General features: G+C 36.6%; 28 protein-coding genes. All 28 read right to left on the reverse strand.

Annotated elements, in window-relative coordinates:
* The 28 genes from fliR to topA all read right to left on the reverse strand — a co-directional run bounded on the left by fliR (position 1) and on the right by topA (position 24,316).
* Positions 1-777 carry a flagellar biosynthetic protein FliR gene (gene fliR / locus J0N78_RS07290; protein ID WP_209122371.1) on the reverse strand — a complete coding sequence of 259 codons (777 nt, stop codon included), beginning with the start codon at positions 775-777 and terminating at the stop codon, positions 1-3.
* A complete protein-coding gene (fliQ, locus tag J0N78_RS07295) occupies positions 777-1,046 on the reverse strand; it encodes a flagellar biosynthesis protein FliQ (protein ID WP_209122372.1) in 270 nt (89 codons plus the stop codon). The genes fliR and fliQ overlap by 1 nt, the downstream gene beginning before the upstream one ends.
* A gap of 26 nt (positions 1,047-1,072) precedes the next feature.
* Positions 1,073-1,738, reverse strand: a complete 666-nt coding sequence (gene fliP / locus J0N78_RS07300) for a flagellar type III secretion system pore protein FliP (RefSeq protein ID WP_209122373.1) — start codon at positions 1,736-1,738, stop codon at positions 1,073-1,075.
* Positions 1,735-2,439: a flagellar biosynthetic protein FliO gene (locus J0N78_RS07305; RefSeq protein ID WP_209122374.1), complete on the reverse strand. Its 705-nt coding sequence runs from the start codon at positions 2,437-2,439 to the stop codon at positions 1,735-1,737. Before J0N78_RS07305 ends, fliP begins: the two co-directional genes overlap by 4 nt.
* Positions 2,440-2,456: 17 nt before the next feature.
* Positions 2,457-2,819 (reverse strand): chemotaxis protein CheY, encoded by a 363-nt coding sequence (gene cheY / locus J0N78_RS07310; RefSeq protein WP_075385659.1) that lies wholly within the window; start codon positions 2,817-2,819, stop codon positions 2,457-2,459.
* Positions 2,820-2,898: 79 nt separating this feature from the next.
* Positions 2,899-4,125, reverse strand: coding sequence for a flagellar motor switch phosphatase FliY (gene fliY / locus J0N78_RS07315; RefSeq protein ID WP_209122375.1), 1,227 nt, complete (start codon positions 4,123-4,125; stop codon positions 2,899-2,901).
* Positions 4,118-5,110 (reverse strand): flagellar motor switch protein FliM, encoded by a 993-nt coding sequence (gene fliM / locus J0N78_RS07320; protein ID WP_209122376.1) that lies wholly within the window; start codon positions 5,108-5,110, stop codon positions 4,118-4,120. The genes fliY and fliM overlap by 8 nt, the downstream gene beginning before the upstream one ends.
* 30 nt (positions 5,111-5,140) lie before the next feature.
* A complete protein-coding gene (gene fliL / locus J0N78_RS07325; protein ID WP_209122377.1) occupies positions 5,141-5,572 on the reverse strand; it encodes a flagellar basal body-associated protein FliL in 432 nt (143 codons plus the stop codon).
* Entirely contained in the window at positions 5,573-5,791 is a 219-nt protein-coding gene (locus tag J0N78_RS07330) for a flagellar FlbD family protein (protein ID WP_209122378.1), read from the reverse strand.
* Between the two features lie 136 nt (positions 5,792-5,927).
* The gene (locus tag J0N78_RS07335) at positions 5,928-7,367 is read right to left on the reverse strand and encodes a flagellar hook protein FlgE (protein WP_209122379.1); all 1,440 of its coding nucleotides are present in this window, start codon (positions 7,365-7,367) and stop codon (positions 5,928-5,930) included.
* Positions 7,368-7,447: 80 nt separating this feature from the next.
* Positions 7,448-7,831, reverse strand: a complete 384-nt coding sequence (locus J0N78_RS07340; protein WP_209122380.1) for a TIGR02530 family flagellar biosynthesis protein — start codon at positions 7,829-7,831, stop codon at positions 7,448-7,450.
* Between the two features lie 11 nt (positions 7,832-7,842).
* Positions 7,843-8,298: a flagellar hook assembly protein FlgD gene (gene flgD, locus J0N78_RS07345; protein WP_209122381.1), complete on the reverse strand. Its 456-nt coding sequence runs from the start codon at positions 8,296-8,298 to the stop codon at positions 7,843-7,845.
* A 9-nt stretch (positions 8,299-8,307) separates the two neighbouring features.
* Entirely contained in the window at positions 8,308-9,492 is a 1,185-nt protein-coding gene (locus J0N78_RS07350; protein WP_209122382.1) for a flagellar hook-length control protein FliK, read from the reverse strand.
* Positions 9,493-9,521: 29 nt separating this feature from the next.
* Positions 9,522-10,082, reverse strand: coding sequence for a MotE family protein (locus tag J0N78_RS07355; protein WP_209122383.1), 561 nt, complete (start codon positions 10,080-10,082; stop codon positions 9,522-9,524).
* A 16-nt stretch (positions 10,083-10,098) separates the two neighbouring features.
* Positions 10,099-10,536, reverse strand: coding sequence for a flagellar export protein FliJ (gene fliJ / locus J0N78_RS07360; RefSeq protein ID WP_209122384.1), 438 nt, complete (start codon positions 10,534-10,536; stop codon positions 10,099-10,101).
* Between the two features lie 3 nt (positions 10,537-10,539).
* On the reverse strand, positions 10,540-11,856 hold the full coding sequence (fliI, locus tag J0N78_RS07365; RefSeq protein WP_209122385.1) for a flagellar protein export ATPase FliI: 1,317 nt from the start codon (positions 11,854-11,856) through the stop codon (positions 10,540-10,542).
* 1 nt (position 11,857) lies between these two features.
* Positions 11,858-12,655, reverse strand: a complete 798-nt coding sequence (gene fliH, locus J0N78_RS07370; RefSeq protein WP_209122386.1) for a flagellar assembly protein FliH — start codon at positions 12,653-12,655, stop codon at positions 11,858-11,860.
* Positions 12,648-13,664, reverse strand: a complete 1,017-nt coding sequence (gene fliG, locus J0N78_RS07375) for a flagellar motor switch protein FliG (RefSeq protein WP_209122387.1) — start codon at positions 13,662-13,664, stop codon at positions 12,648-12,650. The genes fliH and fliG overlap by 8 nt, the downstream gene beginning before the upstream one ends.
* A 12-nt stretch (positions 13,665-13,676) precedes the next feature.
* A complete protein-coding gene (gene fliF / locus J0N78_RS07380) occupies positions 13,677-15,257 on the reverse strand; it encodes a flagellar basal-body MS-ring/collar protein FliF (RefSeq protein ID WP_209122388.1) in 1,581 nt (526 codons plus the stop codon).
* 44 nt (positions 15,258-15,301) lie between these two features.
* On the reverse strand, positions 15,302-15,550 hold the full coding sequence (gene fliE, locus J0N78_RS07385) for a flagellar hook-basal body complex protein FliE (RefSeq protein ID WP_483860597.1): 249 nt from the start codon (positions 15,548-15,550) through the stop codon (positions 15,302-15,304).
* 74 nt (positions 15,551-15,624) lie between these two features.
* The gene (flgC, locus tag J0N78_RS07390) at positions 15,625-16,077 is read right to left on the reverse strand and encodes a flagellar basal body rod protein FlgC (RefSeq protein ID WP_374193887.1); all 453 of its coding nucleotides are present in this window, start codon (positions 16,075-16,077) and stop codon (positions 15,625-15,627) included.
* A 2-nt stretch (positions 16,078-16,079) separates the two neighbouring features.
* A complete protein-coding gene (gene flgB / locus J0N78_RS07395; protein ID WP_209122390.1) occupies positions 16,080-16,481 on the reverse strand; it encodes a flagellar basal body rod protein FlgB in 402 nt (133 codons plus the stop codon).
* A gap of 416 nt (positions 16,482-16,897) precedes the next feature.
* Complete coding sequence (gene codY / locus J0N78_RS07400) at positions 16,898-17,677, reverse strand: GTP-sensing pleiotropic transcriptional regulator CodY (protein ID WP_209122391.1); 780 nt, start codon at positions 17,675-17,677, stop codon at positions 16,898-16,900.
* Between the two features lie 24 nt (positions 17,678-17,701).
* Positions 17,702-19,096, reverse strand: a complete 1,395-nt coding sequence (gene hslU, locus J0N78_RS07405) for an ATP-dependent protease ATPase subunit HslU (protein WP_209122392.1) — start codon at positions 19,094-19,096, stop codon at positions 17,702-17,704.
* A gap of 26 nt (positions 19,097-19,122) precedes the next feature.
* Positions 19,123-19,668, reverse strand: coding sequence for an ATP-dependent protease subunit HslV (gene hslV, locus J0N78_RS07410; RefSeq protein ID WP_209122393.1), 546 nt, complete (start codon positions 19,666-19,668; stop codon positions 19,123-19,125).
* Between the two features lie 89 nt (positions 19,669-19,757).
* Positions 19,758-20,669: a tyrosine recombinase XerC gene (gene xerC, locus J0N78_RS07415; protein ID WP_209122394.1), complete on the reverse strand. Its 912-nt coding sequence runs from the start codon at positions 20,667-20,669 to the stop codon at positions 19,758-19,760.
* A gap of 60 nt (positions 20,670-20,729) precedes the next feature.
* The gene (gene trmFO / locus J0N78_RS07420; protein ID WP_209122395.1) at positions 20,730-22,037 is read right to left on the reverse strand and encodes an FADH(2)-oxidizing methylenetetrahydrofolate--tRNA-(uracil(54)-C(5))-methyltransferase TrmFO; all 1,308 of its coding nucleotides are present in this window, start codon (positions 22,035-22,037) and stop codon (positions 20,730-20,732) included.
* A 206-nt stretch (positions 22,038-22,243) separates the two neighbouring features.
* Entirely contained in the window at positions 22,244-24,316 is a 2,073-nt protein-coding gene (topA, locus tag J0N78_RS07425) for a type I DNA topoisomerase (RefSeq protein ID WP_209122396.1), read from the reverse strand.
* Positions 24,317-24,369: the final 53 nt, after the last annotated feature.

Raw genomic sequence — 24,369 nt, forward strand, 5'->3', positions numbered from 1 at the left:
TTAGACACCTCCCAGTAATTGCATAAGCGTTCTCATCGTAACCACGATCGTTTCAAATAGCTGTTGGACAATCATGTAAAATACGCTTAAAAATATAGTTAATAACAAAAGACCTACGAGTATCTTTAGTGGCATACCTACGACAAATACATTCATTTGTGGTACCGAGCGCGAGATCATTCCAAGTGCTACATCAACTAAAAATAAGGCGCCTACAATTGGGAGTGCCATTTGAAAAGCAATAATAAACATTTTATTAAAAGTTAGGAATATAAACTCAATGACATTTTCATTTCCTAGTGGTATGAACAATTGCTCTAAAGGAATAAACTGATAGCTATAGTAAACTCCATCTATTAACAAGTGATGTGCATCAGTTACAAGGAGTAGTAACAATGCAAAAGTGTACAAATACCCTCCGATTAATGGAGATTGAGCGCCTGTTGCTGGATCAACAACATTTGCAATCATAAATCCCATATTCATATCCATAAATGCTCCAGCAACTTGAATTGCATAAATAAGAATTGTCGCAATTAAACCAACGAGTAACCCTACTAGAATTTCTTTAATAATTAGTAGAAAATAGTTTTCATCTAGTGCAAGCTCGGGTGCATCAATTGTAAAAAACATAATCCAAGCTAAATAAACGGCAAGTCCAATTTTCAACGTAGTTGGAATCGTTCGATATGAGAATATTGGCATCACTGTAAAAAATGCCAATACTCGAATAAAGACTAATAAAAAAGCTGGTAAAAAGTTAATCCAATCAATCATTACCCTACAACCCGATGTAAGTTATTGAAAATATGGTACGTAAAATTGATCAATTGAGATAACATCCACGGACCAAAAAATACTAAGGCAACAAATACACCTACAATTTTAGGAATAAAAGCCAACGTCTGTTCCTGAATTTGTGTTGTCGCCTGAAAAATACTTACAAGTAACCCTAGGGATAATGCAATTAACAGTAGCGGTCCTGCTACCATTAAAACCGTCCATACTCCGTTTTCAGCTAGAGAAATAACTTGTTCAGCACTCAAAGAATTCACCTACTTTTATAGTTGGGTTAGCTATAGCTTAGTAATAAAGATTGAACGATTAAATACCATCCATCTACCATCACAAATAATAATATTTTAAAAGGTAAGGCAATCATAACTGGAGGTAGCATCATCATCCCCATAGCCATTAACACACTTGCAACGATCATATCAATGACAAGAAATGGAATAAAAATAAAGAAGCCAATTTGAAAGGCTGTTTTTAATTCACTTATAGCAAATGCAGGTACAAGCGCTGTCAATGGTATATCTTCAAGTGTTTGTGGTCTGTCCATCCCTGCATAACCCATAAATAAAGCTAAATCTTTCTCGCGTGTATGCTTTGACATAAACTCTTTCATAGGTACCACGGCTCGATCAAATGCTTCCTCTTGATTAATTTCTTCAGCTAATAACGGTGATAGCGCTTGTTCATTTACTTCTGCAAATACAGGTGCCATGATAAAAAATGTAATAAATAGTGCTAAAGCAATAATAACTTGATTAGGCGGCATCTGCTGTGTAGCTAGACCCGTTCGTACAAAAGAAAGGACAATCACAATTCTCGTGAAACAAGTCATTAAAATAAGGATACTCGGTGCTAAAGATAATACTGTTAGCAATAATAATATTTGAATGGTAGTGGCTAAGTTCTCTGGTTCATCAGTAAATATCGGGAAAAATTCTGTCATTTCTTATGCTCCTTCATCGCCTCGTGGATTTGTTTTTGCGACTTAGAAACATCCTTTAACTGTTTATTTAATAACTCACTAAAGTCGAGCGTATTTTCCTTACTATCCTGCCTTTTTTTTGTTACGAGTTGGTTAATCCACGTTGAAGCTTTAGTTAATGGCTGTTCGATTCGTTCAAACTCTGATTCTTGTTGAGCTAATATTTTATCAACTTCAGCCTTATCATCAATTTCTTTTATAAGTTGGATCGTTTCTCCAACTCCAATGACTAGAATACGATTACCTAGTTTAATCATCTGCAATGATCGATTTGTTCCTAATGGTACGCCTCCAATACTTTGAATCGTTTGGTGCTCTCTAAAAGATCGCGTCCGTTTACTTACAAACCGCAACATGATATAAATTAATGCAATGATGACAACTAGAGCAGCAATCATTTGTAATAATAACATAAAGAAACTTGTCCCATTATCAAATGATGTTTCAGCTGTATCCTGTATTGGCGTATTATCTTTAAGCTCAGGTTCAGTGTCAGTTGGCGCCGGTTCCACTGCCTCACCGTCAGTTTGTTTATGGTCATTGGTTGGTAAAGCATCAAATACGGAGCCAGTTCCAGTTTGCGAAGCTAGAACTGGCTCGTTAAAGTTCATAGTTAAAACGATAAATAAACTAAAAACAATCCAAAAATAATTACGGTACAAGGGACTATCACCCTTCCTTAACCTAATGTCTTTTTAATTGCCTCTAACACACGGTCGGCTTGAAATGGTTTTACAATGAAATCCTTCGCACCTGCTTGAATAGCGTCAATTACCATTGCTTGTTGTCCCATTGCGGAACACATAATTACTTTTGCATTTGGGTCAATTTTTTTAATTTCCTTTAAAGAAGTAATTCCATCCATTTCAGGCATTGTAATATCCATCGTTACTAAATCAGGTGAAAGCTCTTTATATTTTTCGACAGCTTGTGCACCATCTGTTGCTTCACCAACGACTTCAAAACCATTTTTTGATAGTATGTCTTTAATCATCATTCTCATAAAAGCTGCATCATCTACAATTAATATTTTCCCTGACATGATCGTTCATCCTTTCACTTTGTCCAAACATATAGTAATTATTTCAACAATCGAAATCATTCAACTTTTCGCGCGTATTTTAACGGAGATTTTTTATTCTATCTTGTTGACTCACAATATCAGTAACGCGCACACCAAAATTCTCATCGATAACAACGACTTCACCTTTTGCAATTAATTTTTGATTCACTAATATATCGACTGGTTCACCTGCCAATTTATCTAACTCAATAATTGAGCCTTGACCAAATTCTAAAATTTCTTTAATTGACCTTTTCGTTCGGCCAAGCTCTACTGTCACTTGTAGTGGAATATCAAGTAACATGTTTAAATTGTTTGACTCACTTTGCGTTAGTTCAGGTGGTTCAAAGCTTGAAAATGCAGCCGGTTGTACATCAACTTGCCGTTGTTGAAATTGTGAGCCTAAATGTTGTTGACCACGATGATCATATTGTGGCTGTTCATATTGTGCGACTGATTGTTCATGCATCGGTTGTTCCATTGGCTTCTGTTGCACAGGTTGTGTTTGTTGTATAAACTCTTGTACTGGTCGTTCAGGCATTGTTTGTACTTTTGCCTGTTCAGACATCGGAACAGGCTGTGGTGGATTCATCAGTTCTTCAACTAACTGCTTTGCAAAAGTTACCGTGACTAATTGCATTATTGAAGAGTCGATTAACTCACCAATTTTTAGTCTAAACGAAATCTTGACTAATATATCATCACTTGGAATACTTTCCATACCTTCTTCTCTAGGAATATTCATTAAATCAATTCCTGGCGGAGAAATATCCACTTTCTTATTAAAAATCGTCGACATAGAAGTAGAAGCAGACCCCATCATTTGGTTCATTGCTTCCTGTACTGCACTAACTTGCATTTCACCTAAATCCTCAGAGGGGGTTAAGCCGTCACCACCAAGCATTAGGTCAGCGATAATTGCAGCATCTGTTGTTTTAATAACAAGTAAATTCATTCCCTCAAAACCTTCAGTATATTGAACAGACACCGCAACGTGGGGTTGTGGAAACTCCTCATCTAATGTGTTTCTGTTAATTACCGACACTTGAGGTGTTGTAATATCCACTTTTTGATTAAGTAAAGTAGATAGTGCTGTAGCTGCACTACCAAACGAAATATTCCCGATTTCTCCTAATGCATCTTGTTCAACAGCAGATAAATAATCTTCAACTCTTAAGGTATCAGGATTATTTACATCTTCATCTGAGGTTTGGTCATCGTCGTCGATTCCAACTCCCCTTAAGAGCTCATTAATCTCTTCTTGGGAAAGCATATCGTCATTCATCTTCTAGTGCCTCCTCCATAACCTCTGTTATTTGAATAGCCAGCTGATTTTTCGACTTTCCAGGTTGAGCTTTATATCTATGCTCCCCACCTACAGTCACTAACAGAGACTCATTAATATTTTGATCTAACTCAATCACATCACCTGTGCTGAGCTGTAAAAATTCTTGAATTGTAATTTCTGATCGTCCAAGCTCTGCTTGGATCAGTAATGGTGCTTTACGAACTGTAGCTTCTAATGCCTCAACTTCACCTGGCTGCCGTTGTTTTTTCTTCGTTTGCATCCAATAATGGACAGATAATTTCGGAAGAATTTCTTCTAACGTAACGTGTGGCAAGCACAAGTTAATCATTCCTGATGTTTCTCCAATCGTTGTCGAAAGTGAAATAACAACAACCGTTTCATTAGGGGAAACCATTTGTAAAAACTGAGGGTTAACCTCAATATCTTCCATTACAGGATCTAATTCAACAACCGAAGACCACGCATCTGTAAAGCTTTCTAACGTCCGTTGAAATAATTGTGACATAATTCGAGTTTCAATTTCTGTTAAATTATCGATTTTATTGACGGCAACCCCTTTACCACCTAATAATCGATCAAGCATAGAATAAGCGATATTCGGATTCACTTCCATTAAAAATCTACCATCTAACGGATAGGGTTCAAAGACGTTTAATATCGTCATTTTTGGTATTGAACGTATAAACTCTTCATACGGTAGCTGGTCAACCGAAGCAACTGAAATTTGAACAAATGTCCTCAGCTGGGCAGAAAAAAAAGTAGTTAATAATCTAGCAAAGTTTTCATGAATTCTCGATAAACTTCTTATTTGATCTTTCGAGAACCGCAAAGCCCTTTTAAAATCGTATACCTTAACTTTCTTTTCTGTTTCCTCTTTCTTCAGTTCATCAGCATCCATTTCTCCAGTAGAAAGCGCGGATAAAAGTGCATCAATCTCACCTTGTGACAAAATGTCAGCCAAGAGCCTCACCTCTCAAACTATTACAGACGTTTATTGAACAATTAATCGTCGAGTATATATATCAACGACGATACCTTCTGTCATCAACTCATTTATTTTAAATTTCAACTGGTTTTCTAATTGAGTTATACCTTCTGAGCCAGAAAGTTGAGATGACTTCATCCCAGCTAACTCTCGAATAATAATATTTTCAATTTGAAAATCTCGTTTAGTAATCTCTGATAATGCCTTTTTGTTATCAACTTGAATTTTAAATTGGACTTTCGCAAATTCATTACTTAATAACATTGTCGTTAACTCAGGTGTATCATAAGAAAGAGCAATTATCTCATCAATAGTCGGTTCTCCAGAATCGTTAGTTTCTGTTGATAAATAATTAATAAGTACTAATGTAACAACTCCAATTAATGTAAGAGAAACGAGGAGAATCATCATGATATTCACTAATTTATTTTTAAACAATCAAGAACCCTCCGAATCTTTTTTACTAAAAATTGAAGCAAGACCGATCGTTTGATATAGTTCATTTGTCTTAAGCATAACATCGTTAAGTGACTCAAGCACTACTATCTTTTTTCCATTGACAAGTGTAATGGTCGTATCAGGAAAAGCTTCAACTTGTTCAATTAATAACGCATTTAATAAGAATGTACTATTATTTAATCTAGTTAACTTAATCATAATTACAATTAGGAGAACAGCTCATGAACAGTACTAATAACTTGAACATAATCACATGACCAGTCCCCTTCCTCCTATCCGTCAATGTCTTTTGGAACCAAAAGTAGCCCTTTTCCAATTACGGAAAAATACTATATTAACGTTTTAAGTTAACGAGCTCTTGTAAGATTTCATCGGATGTTGTAATAATTCTAGTGTTTGCTTGAAAGCCCCGTTGAGCGACGATCATTTCTGTGAATTCCTCTGAAATATCAACGTTAGACATTTCTAATGAACTTCCCATCAGCACTCCACGACCTTCCCCTGGTATACCAATGTTTGGCTGCCCAGAATTGTTAGATGCTTGATACGTGTTATTCCCTGATTTATTTAATCCACCTGGGTTATTAAATGTTGCAAGCGCAAGTTGGCCAAGAAGTTGTACACGGCCATTAGAATAAACACCAACAATTTCACCCGATTGTCCAATATTAAAGCTATCTAAAAAGCCGTCAATATTCCCTGTGACATTATCCACATCAGCAGTATTCGAGCCTGAAAATTGAGTGAATTTTGAAAAGTCAAACGTTAACTGAAGATCTTCAGCACCATTGTAATCCCCTGCTCCGAGTGGACGGTCATTTAAATTTAATGTTAAGTTTACTTCTTTCATAGAATTAGTATTAACAGCGTTTGGATCATCCTGGATCACATATCCATTCGCTCCAAATTTAATGAAGTCATCTGTCAAACCAGGAAAAGGAGTATCCTCACTATCTAATCTTTCATATGTGTAGTACAACTGCCCTGTCATAGGATCTTGGTTTTGTTCTCGCGTGTTAAGATCAATGGAAGGCCTAATCAGCCCGACTGTCCATTCTCCAGTGGCTGTTTTTTGAAACGCTAGCTTTACATTGTGAGTTGCTCCTAGTGAATCAACAACTTCATGCGTAATGATAAATCCACTCTTCATTGCATCATTGATTTGTTGCTGAGTTAACTCATCCGCTTCATTAACTAATGCAGTACCACCATCTGCACTTCCAACAGGCGGTCGGTCAGCATTAAAGTTACCTTTATATGAAATATTTGTTGTCGCTTCAGGTGCCATTTGGCTTCCTGCTTGAATTTGCAAAGATTGAATTTGAGTGAAATCAATTTGATCAGTTGTACCTGCTTGTAAACCATACCCCATTACGCGAAGACCGTCTCCGTTAACAAGCGTTCCGTTTTCATCTAAATAAAAATTTCCTGCACGTGTATAGGAATTTAAATTCCCATTATTAACTACGAAAAAACCGTCTCCTGAGACAGCAACATCAAGTGATCGCCCTGTCGTTTGCATACTTCCTTGTGTATGAATGGTATCAATTGTTGCAATCGTTCCTCCTAGTCCAACCTGCATCGGATTTGTTCCCCCACGGTTTTCAGTTGGAGTACTTGCACCACGCATTTGCTGACTCATGATATCTTGAAATGTTGTTCGACCTTTTTTAAATCCAAATGTGTTTACATTGGCAATATTATTCCCAATAACATCTAACTTTGTTTGTGAGTTTTTTAATCCACCAATACTAGAATACATTGATCGTAGCATGTGTATGTCCCCTTCATTGTTATAATTCAATGGTTGTTTCTATCATTCCACAACCTCAGGCTTCCATTTCGGTCCAGCCTCTAATCAATAAGAATCGTTCCATTAATGTTTGTAAAAATTTGTGTGCTTGCTTCGTCCCGGTCTAATGCAGTAATAACGGTATTACTTTTTGCATTTATTATTAGAGCTGCATTATTTAACACAACTAGAGAGTCATTGATGCCTTTAGATTTAGCTTCGATTAATTTGTCTTGGATAACAGTCCATTTGTCTTCATCGATGGAAATTCCTCGTTCATGCAAGCGCTTTTCAGCGTGTTTACTAAGTTTTATTCCTTTGTTGCTGTTGATCTCTGTTTGTAAAATGTCACGGAAATTTCCTTGCCTCATTTGCGATATGCTTTTTTTAGAATAAGGTACTTGAGGCAGTGGTCTTAGTTTTTGTGAATATATATGAGGGTCCATCACTTCACCTCCTATTCACTCGTTTCTTTAGCACCTGAACTAATTTGTTTAATTTGATCAACAACGATCCAATTTCCATTGTCTAATTGAACAGAAACCTCTCCATCACGTTGACGGACGGCTTTAACGACATTTGTTTTTAATTCGCTCTCAGATGATGAGTCATGCTTTTGCCATTGAACTTCTTTCCCTATTAAATGACTATTTTGAATTAACTTGTTTTCAGTTTGCGCTGCAATAAATTTCTCTAACGTTTTATTCATATTTGTCATTTGCTCTAACGATGAAAATTGAGCCATTTGCGAAATGAATTCACGATCATCCATCGGATTAGTCGGATCTTGATTCTGTAACTGAGTAATTAAAATTTTTAAAAAATCATCTTTTCCTAAGTTTCCTTCTCCCGTTTTCTTGACATCACGAGGACGGTTATCATAAAAAAGACTCGGGTCTACGGTATTGTACATACTTAACACCTAAACTTTCTCATTTATTGTAAGTTCATCTAGTAATTGAGAAAATGATTCTTTATCTATCTCACTTTCTTTCTCTTGCTGTTCGTCTTGATCTCGATCTCCTTGTCTTCCTTGACCATCTCTATTTAAATCTCCTGCTAATTGCTGTTGTTGCTGGGCTACTTCAATGCGTTCAACATTCAATTGTTGTTGTGAAAAAGCATGCCTAAGCTGCTGTAGTTGAGACTCAATTAAATCTCGTGCAGTACTGCTACTAGAAAGGATACGTGCCGTAATTACACCATTTATTTGCGAAATACGAATGTCTAAACGCCCTAAATGTTCTGGAAACAGTTTAATTGAAATTTGTGATTGATTATTTAAGTTTTTAAAGACTCCGCGTCCTAGTATTTCTTGAAATTGCCGAAGAAATTGTCGTTGCTCGGCTTCCCTTGTCGGCTGCTCACCAATATGTATGACCAATTGTTGAACACGAGACATACTTTGGCCATCAGTATTAATAGTAACTCCCTGTGGACCATCCTGTTTGTTCTCCCCAATACGCATTCTTTGCATTAAAGACTGTAGAAATTGACTTTGATTCACACGTTGTTCTTCCTTTTGTAATGCTTGTATTAATTGTAGAATCACATCTCTTGGATTTTTTATTTCAGCAGTATTTAGAGTTTCAACTGTTTTGAACAGTTGCTCTATATGTTTCATAAATTGGGTAAAGTCTTGTTTTGTAGAAAATAACCGGTCTGATGATGATCTTTTTAATGTAATTAAGAAAGTAAGCATGTTGGCAGGCTGTTTAGATACATCAACGGATTGTAAAAGAGCTTCAATTGGCAATTCACTATGAAAGATGCTTTCAATTTCTAACTTAAGTTCCTCTGGTAATAATAAGAGTAAGTCTCTCACATCCGAATCGTTAAGCTTATCCTTTGTTAAAAATCCCTCTTCAAATGGAATTACCGCAGCCAAACTTTGTAATACAGCTAATAACTTTTCTTCAGCATCTTCTTGATCATCTATTCCCGTTTCTATTGTGAGCTGATGCACTTTGTCTCCACGATCATGATCAACAGGTAAACTCCCTAGAATTTGGGAGAATGAAGATTTTCTATCTGATGTACCTCTAGCTTCATTTGATCCAACTCCACCCATTGACAGACTAGGATTTATGACTCCTACGATGTTCATGGTTTCACCTCCTTTCAAACCATAATAAACTATTGATTAGCTAGCAATGAGATAATTTCTGCAGCTTTTTCTGCTTCCATTTTAGCAAGTATCCCAGCTCTGGCCTGTGTTGAAATCTGCGACATATGAAGCAGCGCTTCTGATGTTGGAAGTTCAGATAAAATATTAGCAGCATTTTTTGTGGACATAGCTTCATAAGTTTTTGCAATTTCCTTCAATTCTTGCATCACTTCAACAGTAGCTTCTTCTTGTAACTCAACTTGTTCCTCTAATGACGTTATTTCTTGTTGAAGTCGAAGTAATTCTTCATCTTTATTAGAAAGCTGTCGTTCTAATTGAGCGATTTGGGCTTGTTGTGATGAAATTTGTTCATGTAGTTCATCAATGTTGATTAAGTTCTCTTCTTCTTTTTCCTCTTTGAAATATTCATCTAAAAAAGGAAGGTTTCCCCCAACTTCTTTTGCTTTTTCTTTCAGATCAACTCCTAAGAACATAAGAATAACCGCAAATAAAACGATCGCAAAAATAGTTGGGATGAAAATTACAAAAAAGAACCACTGAACCTTACTATACTCTTTATCATTACTCATAAGCTTCACCTTATTTTTAGCGGTTTACATATAGCTGTAAAGATATTTCGTCCATCCGCATATTATCGATCCGTTTTTGTTCTTCAATATACTCTGCATGCTTTATTTCTTTCATTTTTTCATATTTTTTCAATTCAATTGAAGCGTCAACAAGGTCTTTCTGCTTTTGGTACATTGTATTTCGTGCCAAATTCGTTGAATGTTGTTGTCTTTCAATATCCATATTTAACCGCATCAAAAGAGTTTGATGCTGTTGAAGTTGATGGACTGGAATTCCTTCATTCATTTGTCGTTGGCAGCTAGATTCTAAGTCTTCTTTTTTTTTCAATAAATCATATAGGCGTATCGCCATTTCTTCAAATTGCTTTGTCGCCTTACTAAATTCATTTTCTGATGCTTGCTTTTCTCGTTCTTTAATATCAAGTACCTTTTGGAGAGTATAGCGGAATGACATACACTATTCACCTTTCGCAAACTGTTTTTGTAACATAGTTACCGCTTCTTCAAGATTACTTTGTTCGTTAATCCCTTGCTTTAAAAATGCAATTATTTTTGGGAATGCCTGAATCGCCATGTCAACATCTCTTGAGGATCCCCGTTTATAAGCACCAATATTAATTAAATCTTCTGACTCATAATAAGTTGAGAGCAATGCTCGTAATCGTTCAGCTGCGACCAGATGAGACTGTGGAACGATATCATGCATAACACGACTGACACTTTTTAATACATTAATAGCTGGAAATTGTCCTTTATTAGCTAACTTTCGGTCTAATACAAAATGTCCGTCTAATATACCGCGAACTGCATCTGAAATCGGTTCATTCAAATCATCACCATCGACAAGTACGGTGTAAAATGCTGTAATTGACCCGTTTACACTCGTTCCCGATCGCTCTAATAGCCTCGGCAACATCGCAAAAACGGAAGGAGTGTATCCTTTTGTCGTCGGTGGTTCACCAACAGCAAGTCCAATTTCACGTTGAGCCATCGCAAACCTTGTTACAGAATCCATCATTAAGTTCACATTCATGCCTTGGCTTCGGAAATACTCCGCAATTGCAGTTGCTGTCATTGCTCCTTTAACTCGCATTAACGCAGGTTGATCTGAAGTCGCAACGACTATTATGCTTTTCTTAAGTCCTTCTTCTCCTAAATCTCGTTCAATAAAATCTCTAACTTCTCTACCTCGTTCTCCAATCAGAGCTATGACGTTTAAATCAGCATCAGAATTTTTAATAATCATCGATAACAATGTACTTTTACCTACACCACTACCTGCGAAAATACCGATCCTTTGACCTTTTCCTACCGTGAGGACACTATCAATAGATCGAATGCCAATACTCATAGGCTCTGTAATCCTCGGCCGTTCTAATGGATTGGGAGGGGCATTATCAGTCGGAAAAGTAGATAACCCATCTGGCAACTGTGAGTGGTCGATTGTTTGACCACAACCATCGATAATTTTTCCAATTAAGCCTGAACCAACTTTAATTTCTAGAGGATGTCTCGTCGCTTCTACTAAACTTCCTGGTGAAATCTCACCTGTGCCATTAATAGGCATAAGGAGGACATGTTCCTCGCGGAAGCCGACAACTTCAGCCATTACTTTTGCTTTTTGGTTTTTCCCAATATGGATATAACAAAGGTCACCAATCGAAGCTTGTGGACCTTTAGATTCGATCATTAATCCGACGACTCTCGTTACTTTCCCATACCATTTATATGGATTAAGTTGGGGAACGATACTAATTAGATCACATGCTTGCATGCTACCCCTCCTTCAGTTTCTCAAGAAGTAAGTGTTTAAGCTCTGTTAATTGGCTATCCATACTTGCATCGATTCGACCGAATGGTGTTTCAATAACACACCCATATTCGTTTAACTGAGGATCAGGATAAATAAATAACTGCTCGGCATGACTTAACAAATTCAATAATTCATTTTTTTGCTGAAGTGTCCGCTCGTACCAACTTGGGTGAACAAACACTTTCACTTCGTCCTGGTCTCTCACTTCCTGGATCGCTTCTTGGACAAGATTTATCCAAGCCTCATCTTCAGCATTTACTACACTACCTATTAACTTTTGTGAGACTGTAAATGCGAGTTCAATAATCGTAGGCTGTGCTTGCTCAATCACTTCAAGGTAATCTTTTTTCGAAGCCTCTATAATATTTTGGGCTTGAGCTATTGCTTCTTCATACTGTAGTCTACCTGCCTCTAAACCTTGCTCATAACCATTTTCATATCCTTGTTGCCTGGACTGTTCCTTCAATTGTTCGAGCTCGTTATTTACATGTTTACGCTCTATCTCTAGTTGTTCACGAACTTGACGTGCAGCCTCTTCTGCCTTTTGGATGATACGCTGTGCTTGTTGTTCGGCTTGTTGTAACATTTGTATTGCTTGTTCTTGCATTTGAACGTGAGTATCTTCCACGTTTTTATTAACATGGTTTCCATCTTCAATATTATCCTCAATTGAACTAAATCGATTGATTTTCTTTATCGCTATCGTTTTTGATCCACCATTTTCTGGTGTAGCAAAAGAAGACTTGATGATTTTAGACAATAATATCATCTCCTCCACCACGGGCAATGACAATCTCACCAGCTTCTTCAAGTCGACGAATAACTGCGACGATACGAGATTGTGCTTCTTCTACATCACGTAAACGGACAGGCCCCATAAATTCCATTTCTTCTTTAAATGTATCAGCCATACGCTGTGACATATTCGTAAAGACAATATCCTTAACCTCATCACTTGCCACTTTAAGTGATAGCTGTAAGTCTTCATTTTCAACATCACGTATAACTCGTTGAATGGAACGATTGTCAAGAGTAACAATATCTTCGAACACAAACATTCTCTTTTTAATCTCTTCTGCAAGTTCAGGATCTTGAATTTCAAGTGCATCTAGTATTGTTCGTTCTGTACTTCTGTCAACACTGTTTAGCACTTCTACTACTGCCTCAATACCACCAGCATCTGTATAATCTTGTGTCACAGTTGCTGATAACTTTTGCTCTAATATACTTTCAACCTCATTTACAATCTCTGGTGATGTACTATCCATTAGCGCAATACGTTTTGCAACATCTGCTTGTACTTCCTGAGGTAATTCAGACAGTATTTGTGCTGCTTGTACAGATTCTAAATAAGATAATATTAGAGCTATCGTTTGTGGATGTTCGTTTTGAATAAAATTTAATATTTGCGAAGGGTCTGCTTTCCTAGCAAAGTCAAATGGACGAACTTGCAGTGTTGAAGTTAGGCGGTTAATGATTTCCATTGCCTCACCTTCGCCTAATGCTTTTTCAAGAACACTTTTCGCATAACCAATCCCCCCTTGAGCAATATAATCTTGAGCAATTGCTAATTGGTGGAATTGGTCTAATATTTCTTCTTTTAATGAGCTATCAACTTTTCGTACATTTGCAATCTCTAACGTTAATTTTTCAATTTCTTCTTCCGTTAAATGTTTATATACTTGTGCTGACACATCAGGTCCTAGTGATATAAGGAGGGTAGCAGCTTTTTGACGTCCTGATAAGCTTCCTTTTTTTATCGCACTCATACAATCCCCCTCCTAGTCATCTGTAAGCCACGTTCTAATGAGCTTAGCGAATTCGTCTGGCTTTTCTCTTGCCATTCTTTCAAGTTGTTTTCGTTTAGTAGCTGAAATACTATCTTCCTCATTTGGTAAGTCAGGTACTTCTTCATTAACAAGCTCTTCAATAGCTTCTTCTTCTACTGCATGTTGCTTTTTCTTTCTCACCAATAAAAAGATTAATAGAATAATAATAGTGATTAAAATACCACCAACAACATATAACCAAGAAGGTATTGTTGGTTCTGCAATTGGGTCAATTTCGATTTTCCCTTCAAACTTTTGAGAAGAAACAAAGATCTTGTCATTAATTTCTTCAGGTGTTAATTGATTTGCTAAATTACTATCTATACTTGTCCGAACTATTGTACTTAATATTTGTTGTATATCATTCAGTCGTTCAATTGGTAGTTCTTCTTGGCCTTCAGGAGGCTCAACCATGACCTGAATTCCTAAATCTCTAATTTTATAAGGACTCTCCACGATGTCACGTCGAATGCGATTTACATCATTGTTTACTCGTTCTTCAACTTTCTCATAGGAGCCGCCACCGCCACCAACAAGACCTGGATATCCTGGTATCGTTTCACCCGTACCTGCTACTCCACCTTCAGGTACCTCTTCACCTTCATAAGTTTCTGTAATGCGCTCAATACTTACAGCTAAGCCTTCCATATTTTCTCCATCAACAGGTGAAACAAGCTCTTCTTGACGATTTTCTTGAGTGAAATCAATATCCGTTGTCACAGAGACTAATACACTATCACGGCCCATCATCGTTCCAAGCATTTGTGTAAGCTGACGTTGTATATCTCTTTCAATATCCTGCTTAATTTTTCTTTGATGTTCGTAAGCGGTCATTGTTGAGTAATCTTGGGAGTTTTCATCTTTATACTCAAAATGCTCAAACATTTGGTTCATAATGACGATATTTTCTATAGGGAGATTTGGAACACTCTTGGATACTAAATGATATAGAGCGCGAACTTGTTTCGGTTCTAACTGGTATCCAGGGGCGGTATTAATAACAATTGATGCTGAAGCCGTCATTATTTCATCAGAAACCCAAATTCTTTCCTCTGGTAATGTGATCATTACATTGGCGCTATTTACACCATCAATATTTCGAATTAAGTTTCCTAATTCTGTTTGTACTGCTGCTCTTTCCATAAGGGAAAATTCATTTTCAGTCATACCGATTCCCATTTGATCTTTAAAAAAGCCATAATCAATACTACCACTTGTCGGTATTCCCTCTGCAGCGAGCTCTACTTTTAACGTGTCAACCATCGTTTCTGGAACACTAATCGTTGTTCCATTCGCTGATATTTCAGATGCAATACCCCTTGCATCTAGAGTTTCTTTAATTTGTCCTGTTTCTTGTACAGTCAAATTACTATATAAAGGAACAAAATTTGATCTCGTTCCAAAAATGGTTAATAATATAAATATAGTGATTAACAATAAAATAGAGCCGATAATAATACCCTTTTGGGCACTAGTTCGCTCCTTCCAGAAGACAATACTTTTTTCTTTATATTGTACTAACTTATCGTTCATGTGCCCTCCTACCTATGCGACAAATACTATCATTAATTATGTTCTTATACCTGCATGCGCATGATTTCTTGATACGCTTCGATTACTTTATTACGGACTTCTACTGTAGCCTGTAAAGTAATACTCGCTTTTTGTCCTAAAATCATAACATCGTGAAGATTTTCTGCTTCTCCACGAGCAAGTCGTAAAGTTGCTTCAGAAGATTCGTTTTGGATTTTGTTTACGTTTTTTATCGCATCGCTAAGGGCGGTTTTAAACTGATTTTGCGCTTCCGCTGGAGTCCGTTTTACCATTTGTGTTTCAAAAGGCTCTTTTCGTACAGCAAAAGGTGATGTAATTTTATTCATATCCATTTAATCATCAGTCCTTATCTACCAATTTCTAATGCTTTCATTAGCATATTCTTCGTCGCATTTAAAGTTGTTACGTTCGCTTCATAAGAGCGAGTTGCACTCATTAAGTCTACCATCTCTCTTAACGGGTCAACATTTGGTAGCTTCACATACCCATCTTCATCTGCATCTGGATGTTCAGGTTGGTACATCATTTTAAAGGGTGTTTGATCTTCAATAATCCGTGATACTTTTACACCCTCACCCGGATTATCTGAATGATTCATTGCTTTATTTAAATATGAAGAAAAGTTTTGTTGGTTCGGTTGCATCACAACCATTTTACGGCGATACGGCTGCCATTCTCCATCTACAAAGTGTGCTCGAGTTGATTCTGCATTAGCCATATTCGCTGATATGACATCCATTCTTAACCTTTGAGCTGTTAATGAAGACGCAGAAATATTTAATCCATTAAATATCGTCACCTTTACTTCCCACCTTTTATTACTGTTTGAAGACTATTAAAACGTCCGTTCAACCGGTCGATTAAAGCGTTATAGTAGATTTGATTTTGCGCAAGATCTGCCATTTCCTTATCAATATCAACATTATTTAAATTATGATTGTACATCGAATTGTTTACGCTAGTAACATAGGCTTCTCTCTGTTTACCTATGCTAAAATTCATATGACGTTCGTCCGTCCTATTAGCTTCTATGGATTGTTTTGAAATTGCATGATCTAATGTATGTTGGAAATTTACTTTTTTCGTTTTATAATTCGGTGTATCCACATTTGCGATATTTTGAGAAATTGTTCTTTGCTTTAAAGCCGAACCATCTAACGCTCTTTCAAGCGTACTAAAAGTAGGACTTGAAAATAAATTCATTTTAGTCGCTCCTTGTCATAATTACTCATTTATTGGCTAATCCTGCTAATAAATTGTAATTGATCTTATACTAAATGTCTAATAATCATTTCAATACGGCTATAATTCAAACATAAAGACCTACAAAAAAAACTAAACAATAGTCCTAATAAATCGAAAGGAATATGGGTAAGTGTGTCGGATTGTGTAATACTGTGTATATTATAATATAAAATACGTAAAAAAACGTGTATTTTTCATTTCCTTTTAATGTATTTTTGCTTTTTTTACTTAGGTTTATATTACTATACCTTGTAGATAGCCTACTTAATAAATAATGACAATTTGCCAAACCCAGTATTTTTTATTAAAACAGCAAAACGTAAAAAGAAGTCGACTCAAATATAATGAGTCGACTTCTTTTTTATTTACTGCGATTATCCTTGCTTAATTTTATCTAACTCAGCTAAAAACTTATCATTTAATACTTTAATATATGTGCCTTTCATGCCAAGCGAACGAGATTCAATGACACCAGCACTTTCAAGCTTGCGTAATGCGTTAACAATTACAGATCTTGTTATACCAACTCGGTCTGCAATTTTACTTGCTACCAGTAAACCTTCTTTACCTTCTAGCTCTTCGAAGATATGCTCAACAGCTTCTAATTCACTGTACGATAATGAGCTAATCGCCATTTGTACGACAGCTTTGCTACGTGCTTCTTCTTCAATTTCTTGTGTTTTTTCGTGAAGAATCTCCATACCTACTACAGTCGCACCATATTCAGCTAAAATTAAATCATCATCATCAAATGATTTATTTAAGCGAGCTAAAACTAACGTACCTAGTCGTTGACCTCCACCTAAAATCGGTACAATCGTTGTTAGACCAGACCCGAAAAGATCTTTGTTTTCTACTGGAAATGCAGTATATTCACTTTCAATATTCAAGTTCGCACTCGTTTCTTCAATTCTAAATAAGTTTGTTGTGTACTCTTCAGGGAATTGTCTTTCTTCTAGCATTTTTTTCATTCGCTCGTTTTCAATTTCCTGTTTGATTGAAAAACCAAGTAATTTTCCACGACGACTTACAACAAAGATATTCGCTTCAATTACATCTCGCAATGTTTCAGCCATATCTTTAAAGTTAACGTGCTGGCCTCCAGACTTTTGTAGCATCTCATTAATTTTTCTAGTTCTTGTTAGTAAATCCATTCCTTTTCCTCCTAAAAATCCATACTATAATATATATTGGCTCAGATCTCTATTTTTTGCGATCGTTGCTAACTTTTCTTCAACATAAGCTGGTGTAATTACAATCTCTTCTAATGTAATATCAGGAGCTTCATATGATAAATCTTCAAGTAATTTTTCTAAAAGCGTATGCAATCTCCTAGCACCGATATTTTCTGTATCTTGATTGACATCCGTTGCAATTGTCGCAATCTTATGAATAGCTTCGTCAGAAAACTTTACTTTTATACCTTCTGTTTCTAGTAAAGCTATATATTGTTTTATTAATGCATTATCAGGCTCTACCAAAATCCTAACGAAATCATCAATTGATAAATTAGATAGTTCTACCCGGATCGGAAAACGCCCTTGTAATTCTGGGATTAAATCTGATGGTTTTGCCATATGAAAAGCACCTGCACCGACAAACAATATATGATCTGTTTTTACAGGACCGTATTTTGTAACGATTGTCGATCCTTCTACTATAGGAAGAATATCTCGTTGTACCCCTTCACGGGAAACATCAGCGCTATTTTGACTTTTCCCAGCAATTTTATCAATTTCATCAATAAAAATAATACCCAGTTGTTCTGCCTTTGAAACAGCTTCTTGATTTACTTCATCCATATCAATGAGCTTTTGCGCTTCCTCTTCAATTAAATATTTACGAGCATCTCTAACCGTTAGGCGACGTTTCTTTTTCTTTTTGGGCATCATACTGCCGAGCATATCTTGCATGTTGATTCCCATTTGTTCCATACCGGAACCTTGAAACATATCTAAGAAACCAGATGTTTGTTCTTCAACATCGATCGTAACAATATGATCTTCAAGCTCACCTAATGCTAGTTTATGTGCTGTTTGGCGTCTTTTTTGTTGTATATCTTGACTTTCGCTTGATTCATTTGCTTCCTGGACAGGTTGTCCCTGATTTCCAAAGAGCATTTCAAGCGGATTTTTATATTGCGTTTGTTTTTTTGCTAATGGGACAAGTAAATCGACAATTCTTTGATTCGCTTGATCTTCTGCTTTATCACGTACACTATTCATTTTTTCTTCTTTCACGATACGAATAGACGTGTCCACTAAGTCTCTAACCATCGATTCAACATCTCTTCCAACATATCCTACTTCTGTGAACTTTGTCGCTTCCACTTTTACAAAAGGAGCACCTACTAACTTGGCAAGCCGACGAGCAATTTCTGTTTTCCCAACACCTGTAGGGCCAATCATTAATATATTTTTAGGTGTAACTTCATCACGAAGCTTTTCATCAAGTAAGCTCCGACGGTATCGATTTCTAAGCGCAACAGCTACTGATTTCTTTGCTGACTCTTGACCTACAATATACTGGTTTAGACGTTCAACAATTTGTCTTGGCGTTAAGTTATTTTGCATCTCAACATCCTCCGCTCTCAAAGTTTTTACAGTTCTTCGATGACAATTTGTTTATTCGTATATACACAAATATCGCCTGCTGTTTCTAGTGCAGCCATCGCAATTTCATTTGCAGAAAGTTGGGGTGCATGTTTTTTTAATGCACGTCCTGCTGAAAGTGCATAATTCCCACCAGAACCAATCGACAAAATTCCGTCATCTGGTTCTATAACTTCACCAGTACCAGAAACGAGTAATAAATGTTCTTTATTCATAACAATTAACATTGCCTCTAATCTTCGAAGAACTTTATCACTCCTCCATTCTTTTGCCAGTTCAACCGCTGCTCTCTGAAGATTTCCGTTGTATTCCTCTAAGCGCCCTTCGAATTTTTCAAATAATGTAAATGCATCAGCTACAGATCCTGCAAACCCAGCAATCACCTTTCCTTGATAAATCTTTCTTACTTTTTTAGCGGTGTGTTTCATAACTACTGCATTACCAAATGTTACTTGTCCGTCACCTGTCATTGCACATTGTCCATTATGTTGAATAGCAAAAATCGTTGTCGCATGAAAATTTGCTTCTGCCATGCTGAACCCCCCTCATAAGAGATAAGTAAATTCAATAGTTCCTTAAGATGACTGCCTTGTAATATATGGATACTTGAGTTGGATATGTATCATGCTCTTGGGTGGTGTTTCATATATACATCTTTTAGTCTATCCTTTGTAACATGAGTGTATATCTGGGTAGAAGATAAATGTGTATGCCCTAATAATTCTTGGACTACCCGTAAGTCCGCTCCATTATTCAATAAATGTGTTGCAAATGTATGTCGCAGCATATGAGGGCTCATATGCATTGATAGTGAAGCTTTTTCAATTCGTTTCTTGAGTATATCTCGAACACTTCTGTCTGTTAGTGGACCGCCTCGAAAATTCAAAAATAACGCTTCGTGTCGCCCTAACTTTGACTTACTTAATAATTTCGTTCTACCGTCTTCAATGTATTGTTGAAGTGCATCAAGTGCATAACTACCAACCGGAACATATCGTTCTTTTCGACCTTTCCCAATAACAAAAACAGTTCCAATTGAAAAATCAATATCTTCTATCTTTAATTGACAACATTCACTTACTCGCAAACCTGATGAATATAACAACTCCAGTATCGCTTTATCCCGTTGATCGAGGACTTTATTGGCATCGAATGAAGAGAATAACTGGTCAATTTCTTTTTCGTACATAAAAGTAGGCAACCGTTTTCCCATTTTAGGAGAATGAGTGACAGAGAATGGATTTTCATCCACTCTTTTCTCTCTTAATAAAAACCGAAAGAAACTACGTAATGCCGATATTTTTCTTGCAATTGAAGACCTGGCATACTTTTGTTCATGCAAAACTGTTAAATAACTTCTCACCAAATGATAGGTAACCGAAGAAAGTACCGTCACGTTATTTTTCTTCATAAACGTTACAAAGCCTTCAATGTCTAACAGGTAATTATCGATTGTATATTTGGAACAATTTTTTTCGACTTGAAGATAAAACACAAAATCATCAATCAATTTTTGAATCGATGTACCTTCCATATCAACACCTCACAAAAGCTACTAAATTGTACCACAACTTAGTAGCTCTTTCAAGGAAATTTACATTTTTTTCACAAAATTCTGAATTGTTTCTAATGCTCGGTTAGCTAATGTTTCATTTCGCTCTTTTTTATTCTTAATTCTATTATCTAATGGTTTTAACAATCCAAAGTTTGCATTCATCGGTTGGAAGTTTTTCGGGTTTGCTGTTGTAATATATTGGGCCATACTTCCAATCGTTGTTTCTTCAGGAAAAACACATAATTCCTTCTTCTCTACAAACCTAGCTGCATTAATACCTGCTATTAGACCGGATGCTGCAGACTCAACATATCCTTCCACACCTGTAATTTGACCAGCAAAAAATAAATCATCTCTTTCTTTATACTGGTATGTTGGCCGTAATACTCTTGGTGAATTAATAAATGTATTTCGATGCATAACACCATAACGTACAATTTCTGCATTCTCAAGACCTGGAATAAGCTTTAGCACTTCTTTTTGAGGCCCCCATTTTAAATGCGTTTGAAAACCAACGATGTTATACAACGTTCCTGATTGGTTATCTTGTCGAAGTTGGACAACTGCATAAGGTCTTTTCCCTGTTTCTGGATGTTCAAGACCAACCGGTTTCAACGGACCAAAAAGCATTGTTTTCTTTCCTCGTTGTGCCATTACTTCTATGGGCATACATCCTTCAAAAAAAATTTCTTTCTCAAACTCTTTAAGAGGAACAGTTTCAGCTGCGATTAATGCTTCATAAAAACGATCAAACTCTTCTTCTGTCATAGGACAATTTAAGTAAGCAGCTTCTCCTTTATCATAACGCGATTTTAAGTATACTTTATCCATGTCGATTGAGTCTTTTTCAATAATTGGAGCTGCAGCATCATAAAAATATAAATATTCTTCACCTGTTAAGTCTTTCAACTTTTTAGAAAGGCTTTCAGATGTTAATGGACCTGTTGCGATAATCGTTGGTCCTTCAGGAATATCACTAACTTCCTCATTCATAACTGTAACAAGTGGATGGTTACGAACTTCGCTAGTCACTCGTTCAGCAAACTCATGTCGGTCTACTGCTAAAGCACCTCCAGCAGGAACTGAGCAGGCATCAGCTGATGAAATAATCACGGAATTCAATATCCTCATTTCCTCTTTTAGAACACCCACTGCGTTCGTAAGTGTATTGGCACGCAAAGAATTACTGCAGACGAGTTCAGCAAACTTTTCAGTATGGTGTGCAGGTGTTTGTTTAACAGGACGCATCTCATATAAATGCACAAGAATTCCTCGATTTGCAATTTGCCAAGCAGCTTCACTCCCCGCTAAACCTGCACCTATAACGTTAATATGTATTGTCTCCAATCTTTAAACCTCCGTACTTTAATGAAGCTATTGATCGCAACTATATTTTCATACCTTTTAGGATGGCTCTTTAATGAACATCGATATCTCCTAAAAAGCCACCCTAATTATGATCATAAAGCCACTATTTAATTGAATTGTGTACAATAAAGATGTCAGACTTCTAATATCATATACTACAGAAGCCTTACTTTCAATTCATTTCACTAATTTGTCTCTTCTTTATAATCACAAGATGTACATTGTACTTGTACACCTTTCTTCGTTTTCTTCTCAACAAGCATCTGCTCACATTTTGGACACTTTCTAGCAATTGGCTTATCCCATGAAACAAACTCACATTCTGGAAAGCGATCACATCCGTAAAATATTCTACGTTTTTTGCTCTTTCGCTCAACAATATTCCCTTCATGGCAGGAAGGACACTTTACGCCGATCTCTTTTACAATGGCCTTTGTGTTTCGGCAATCTGGGAAATTAGAGCAAGCCATAAATTTCCCGAATCGCCCCATCTTATAAACCATTTCATGTCCACACTTCTCACAATCTTCTCCAGCAGGCTCATCTTTAATCTCGACTTCTTTCATTTCTTCTTCAGCATGCTTAACTTGCTTTTCGAACCCTCTATAAAAACCATCTATGACTTGAACCCAATTTTCTTTCCCGTCTTCGACAGCATCTAAGTCATTTTCCATTTTTGCTGTAAAGTCAACATCTAAGATTTCCGGAAAAAATTCATGGATTAATTCGATGACAATTTCACCAAGTTCAGTTGGTACAAATCGTTTTTCATCTAGAGCTACATAGCCTCTACGTTGGATCGTATCCAGTGTTGGGGCAAATGTAGATGGCCTTCCAATGCCGAGCTCTTCTAAAGTTTTAACTAGTCGTGCTTCTGAGTATCTTGGTGGCGGCTGTGTAAAATGTTGATTCGGTGTAATATCTTCCTTTTTCACCGACTTCCCTTCTTCTAAGTTCGGTAAAAAACGGTCTTCTTCATTTTTTCCATCATCATTGCCTTCAATGTATACTTTCATAAATCCAGCAAATTTTACCTTCGAGCCATTTGCCCGAAACACGACATCCTCATTTTTTAAATCGACAGTCATCGTGTCCATAATAGCAGGTGCCATTTCACTTGCTACAAGTCGATCCCAAATTAACTTATAAAGGCGAAATTGGTCTCGAGATAAGAAGCTTTTTACTGTTTTAGGGTCTTTATATACAGAAGTTGGTCTAATCGCTTCATGAGCATCCTGTGCTTTCTTATCCTGCTTGACAGTTCTTTGTCCTTGACGAGTATACTCTTTACCATACGTTTCTTCAATGTAAGACTTTACTTCTTGTCTTGCAGTTTCAGAAATACGTGTAGAGTCCGTACGCATATATGTAATTAAACCGACTGTACCTTCTTTTCCTAAATCGATTCCTTCATATAATTGTTGGGCGAGCATCATCGTTTTCTTCGCACGAAAGTTTAATTTACGTGCAGCCTCCTGCTGTAACGAAGAAGTAGTAAATGGTGCAACAGGATTCCGCTTTCTTTCTTTCTTTTTAACCGATTCAACTATAAAAAGGTCACCTTTCAACTTGCCAAGAACATCGTTAACTTCAGCCTCTGTTTTTAACTCGACCTTCTTTGATCCTACTCCATAAAACTTAGCTTCAAAACTTTCATTATTCATTGAAAATTTCGCTTGAATACTCCAGTATTCCTCTGGAATAAATGCCTTAATTTCATTTTCTCGATCGATAATCATTTTAACAGCTACCGATTGCACTCTTCCCGCACTTAAGCCTTTTTTTACTTTCTTCCATAAAATTGGGCTAATATTATAACCTACTAATCGATCAAGGATTCGTCGTGCTTGTTGGGCATCGACAAGATCGATATTAATTGATCGGGGGGTTTTAAAAGCATCCTTAATCGCTTGTTTGGTGATTTCGTTAAATACGACTCGGCACTCGGATGTATCATCAATATCAAGACTATGCGCTAAATGCCAAGCAATTGCTTCACCTTCACGATCGGGGTCAGCTGCGAGATATATTTTCTTAACCTTTTTAGCTGCTGCTTTTAACTCCTTTAGTACAGGACCTTTTCCCCGTATAGTTATATATTTAGGATTGAAGCCCTCATTTACGTCTACTCCCATTTGACTTTTCGGTAAATCTCGTACATGTCCCATGGACGCTTTAACTGTGTATTTTTTACCTAAGTATTTACCAATCGTCTTGGCTTTTGCGGGAGATTCAACAATTACTAAGTAATCAGCCATGTTCTGTTTCCTCCCCCTTTGAGGATTAATATAAATCTTCCCTATTATTAAAT

The organism is Alkalihalobacillus sp. BA299, from assembly GCF_017745675.1.
Taxonomy (GTDB): domain Bacteria; phylum Bacillota; class Bacilli; order Bacillales; family Bacillaceae_F; genus Alkalihalobacterium.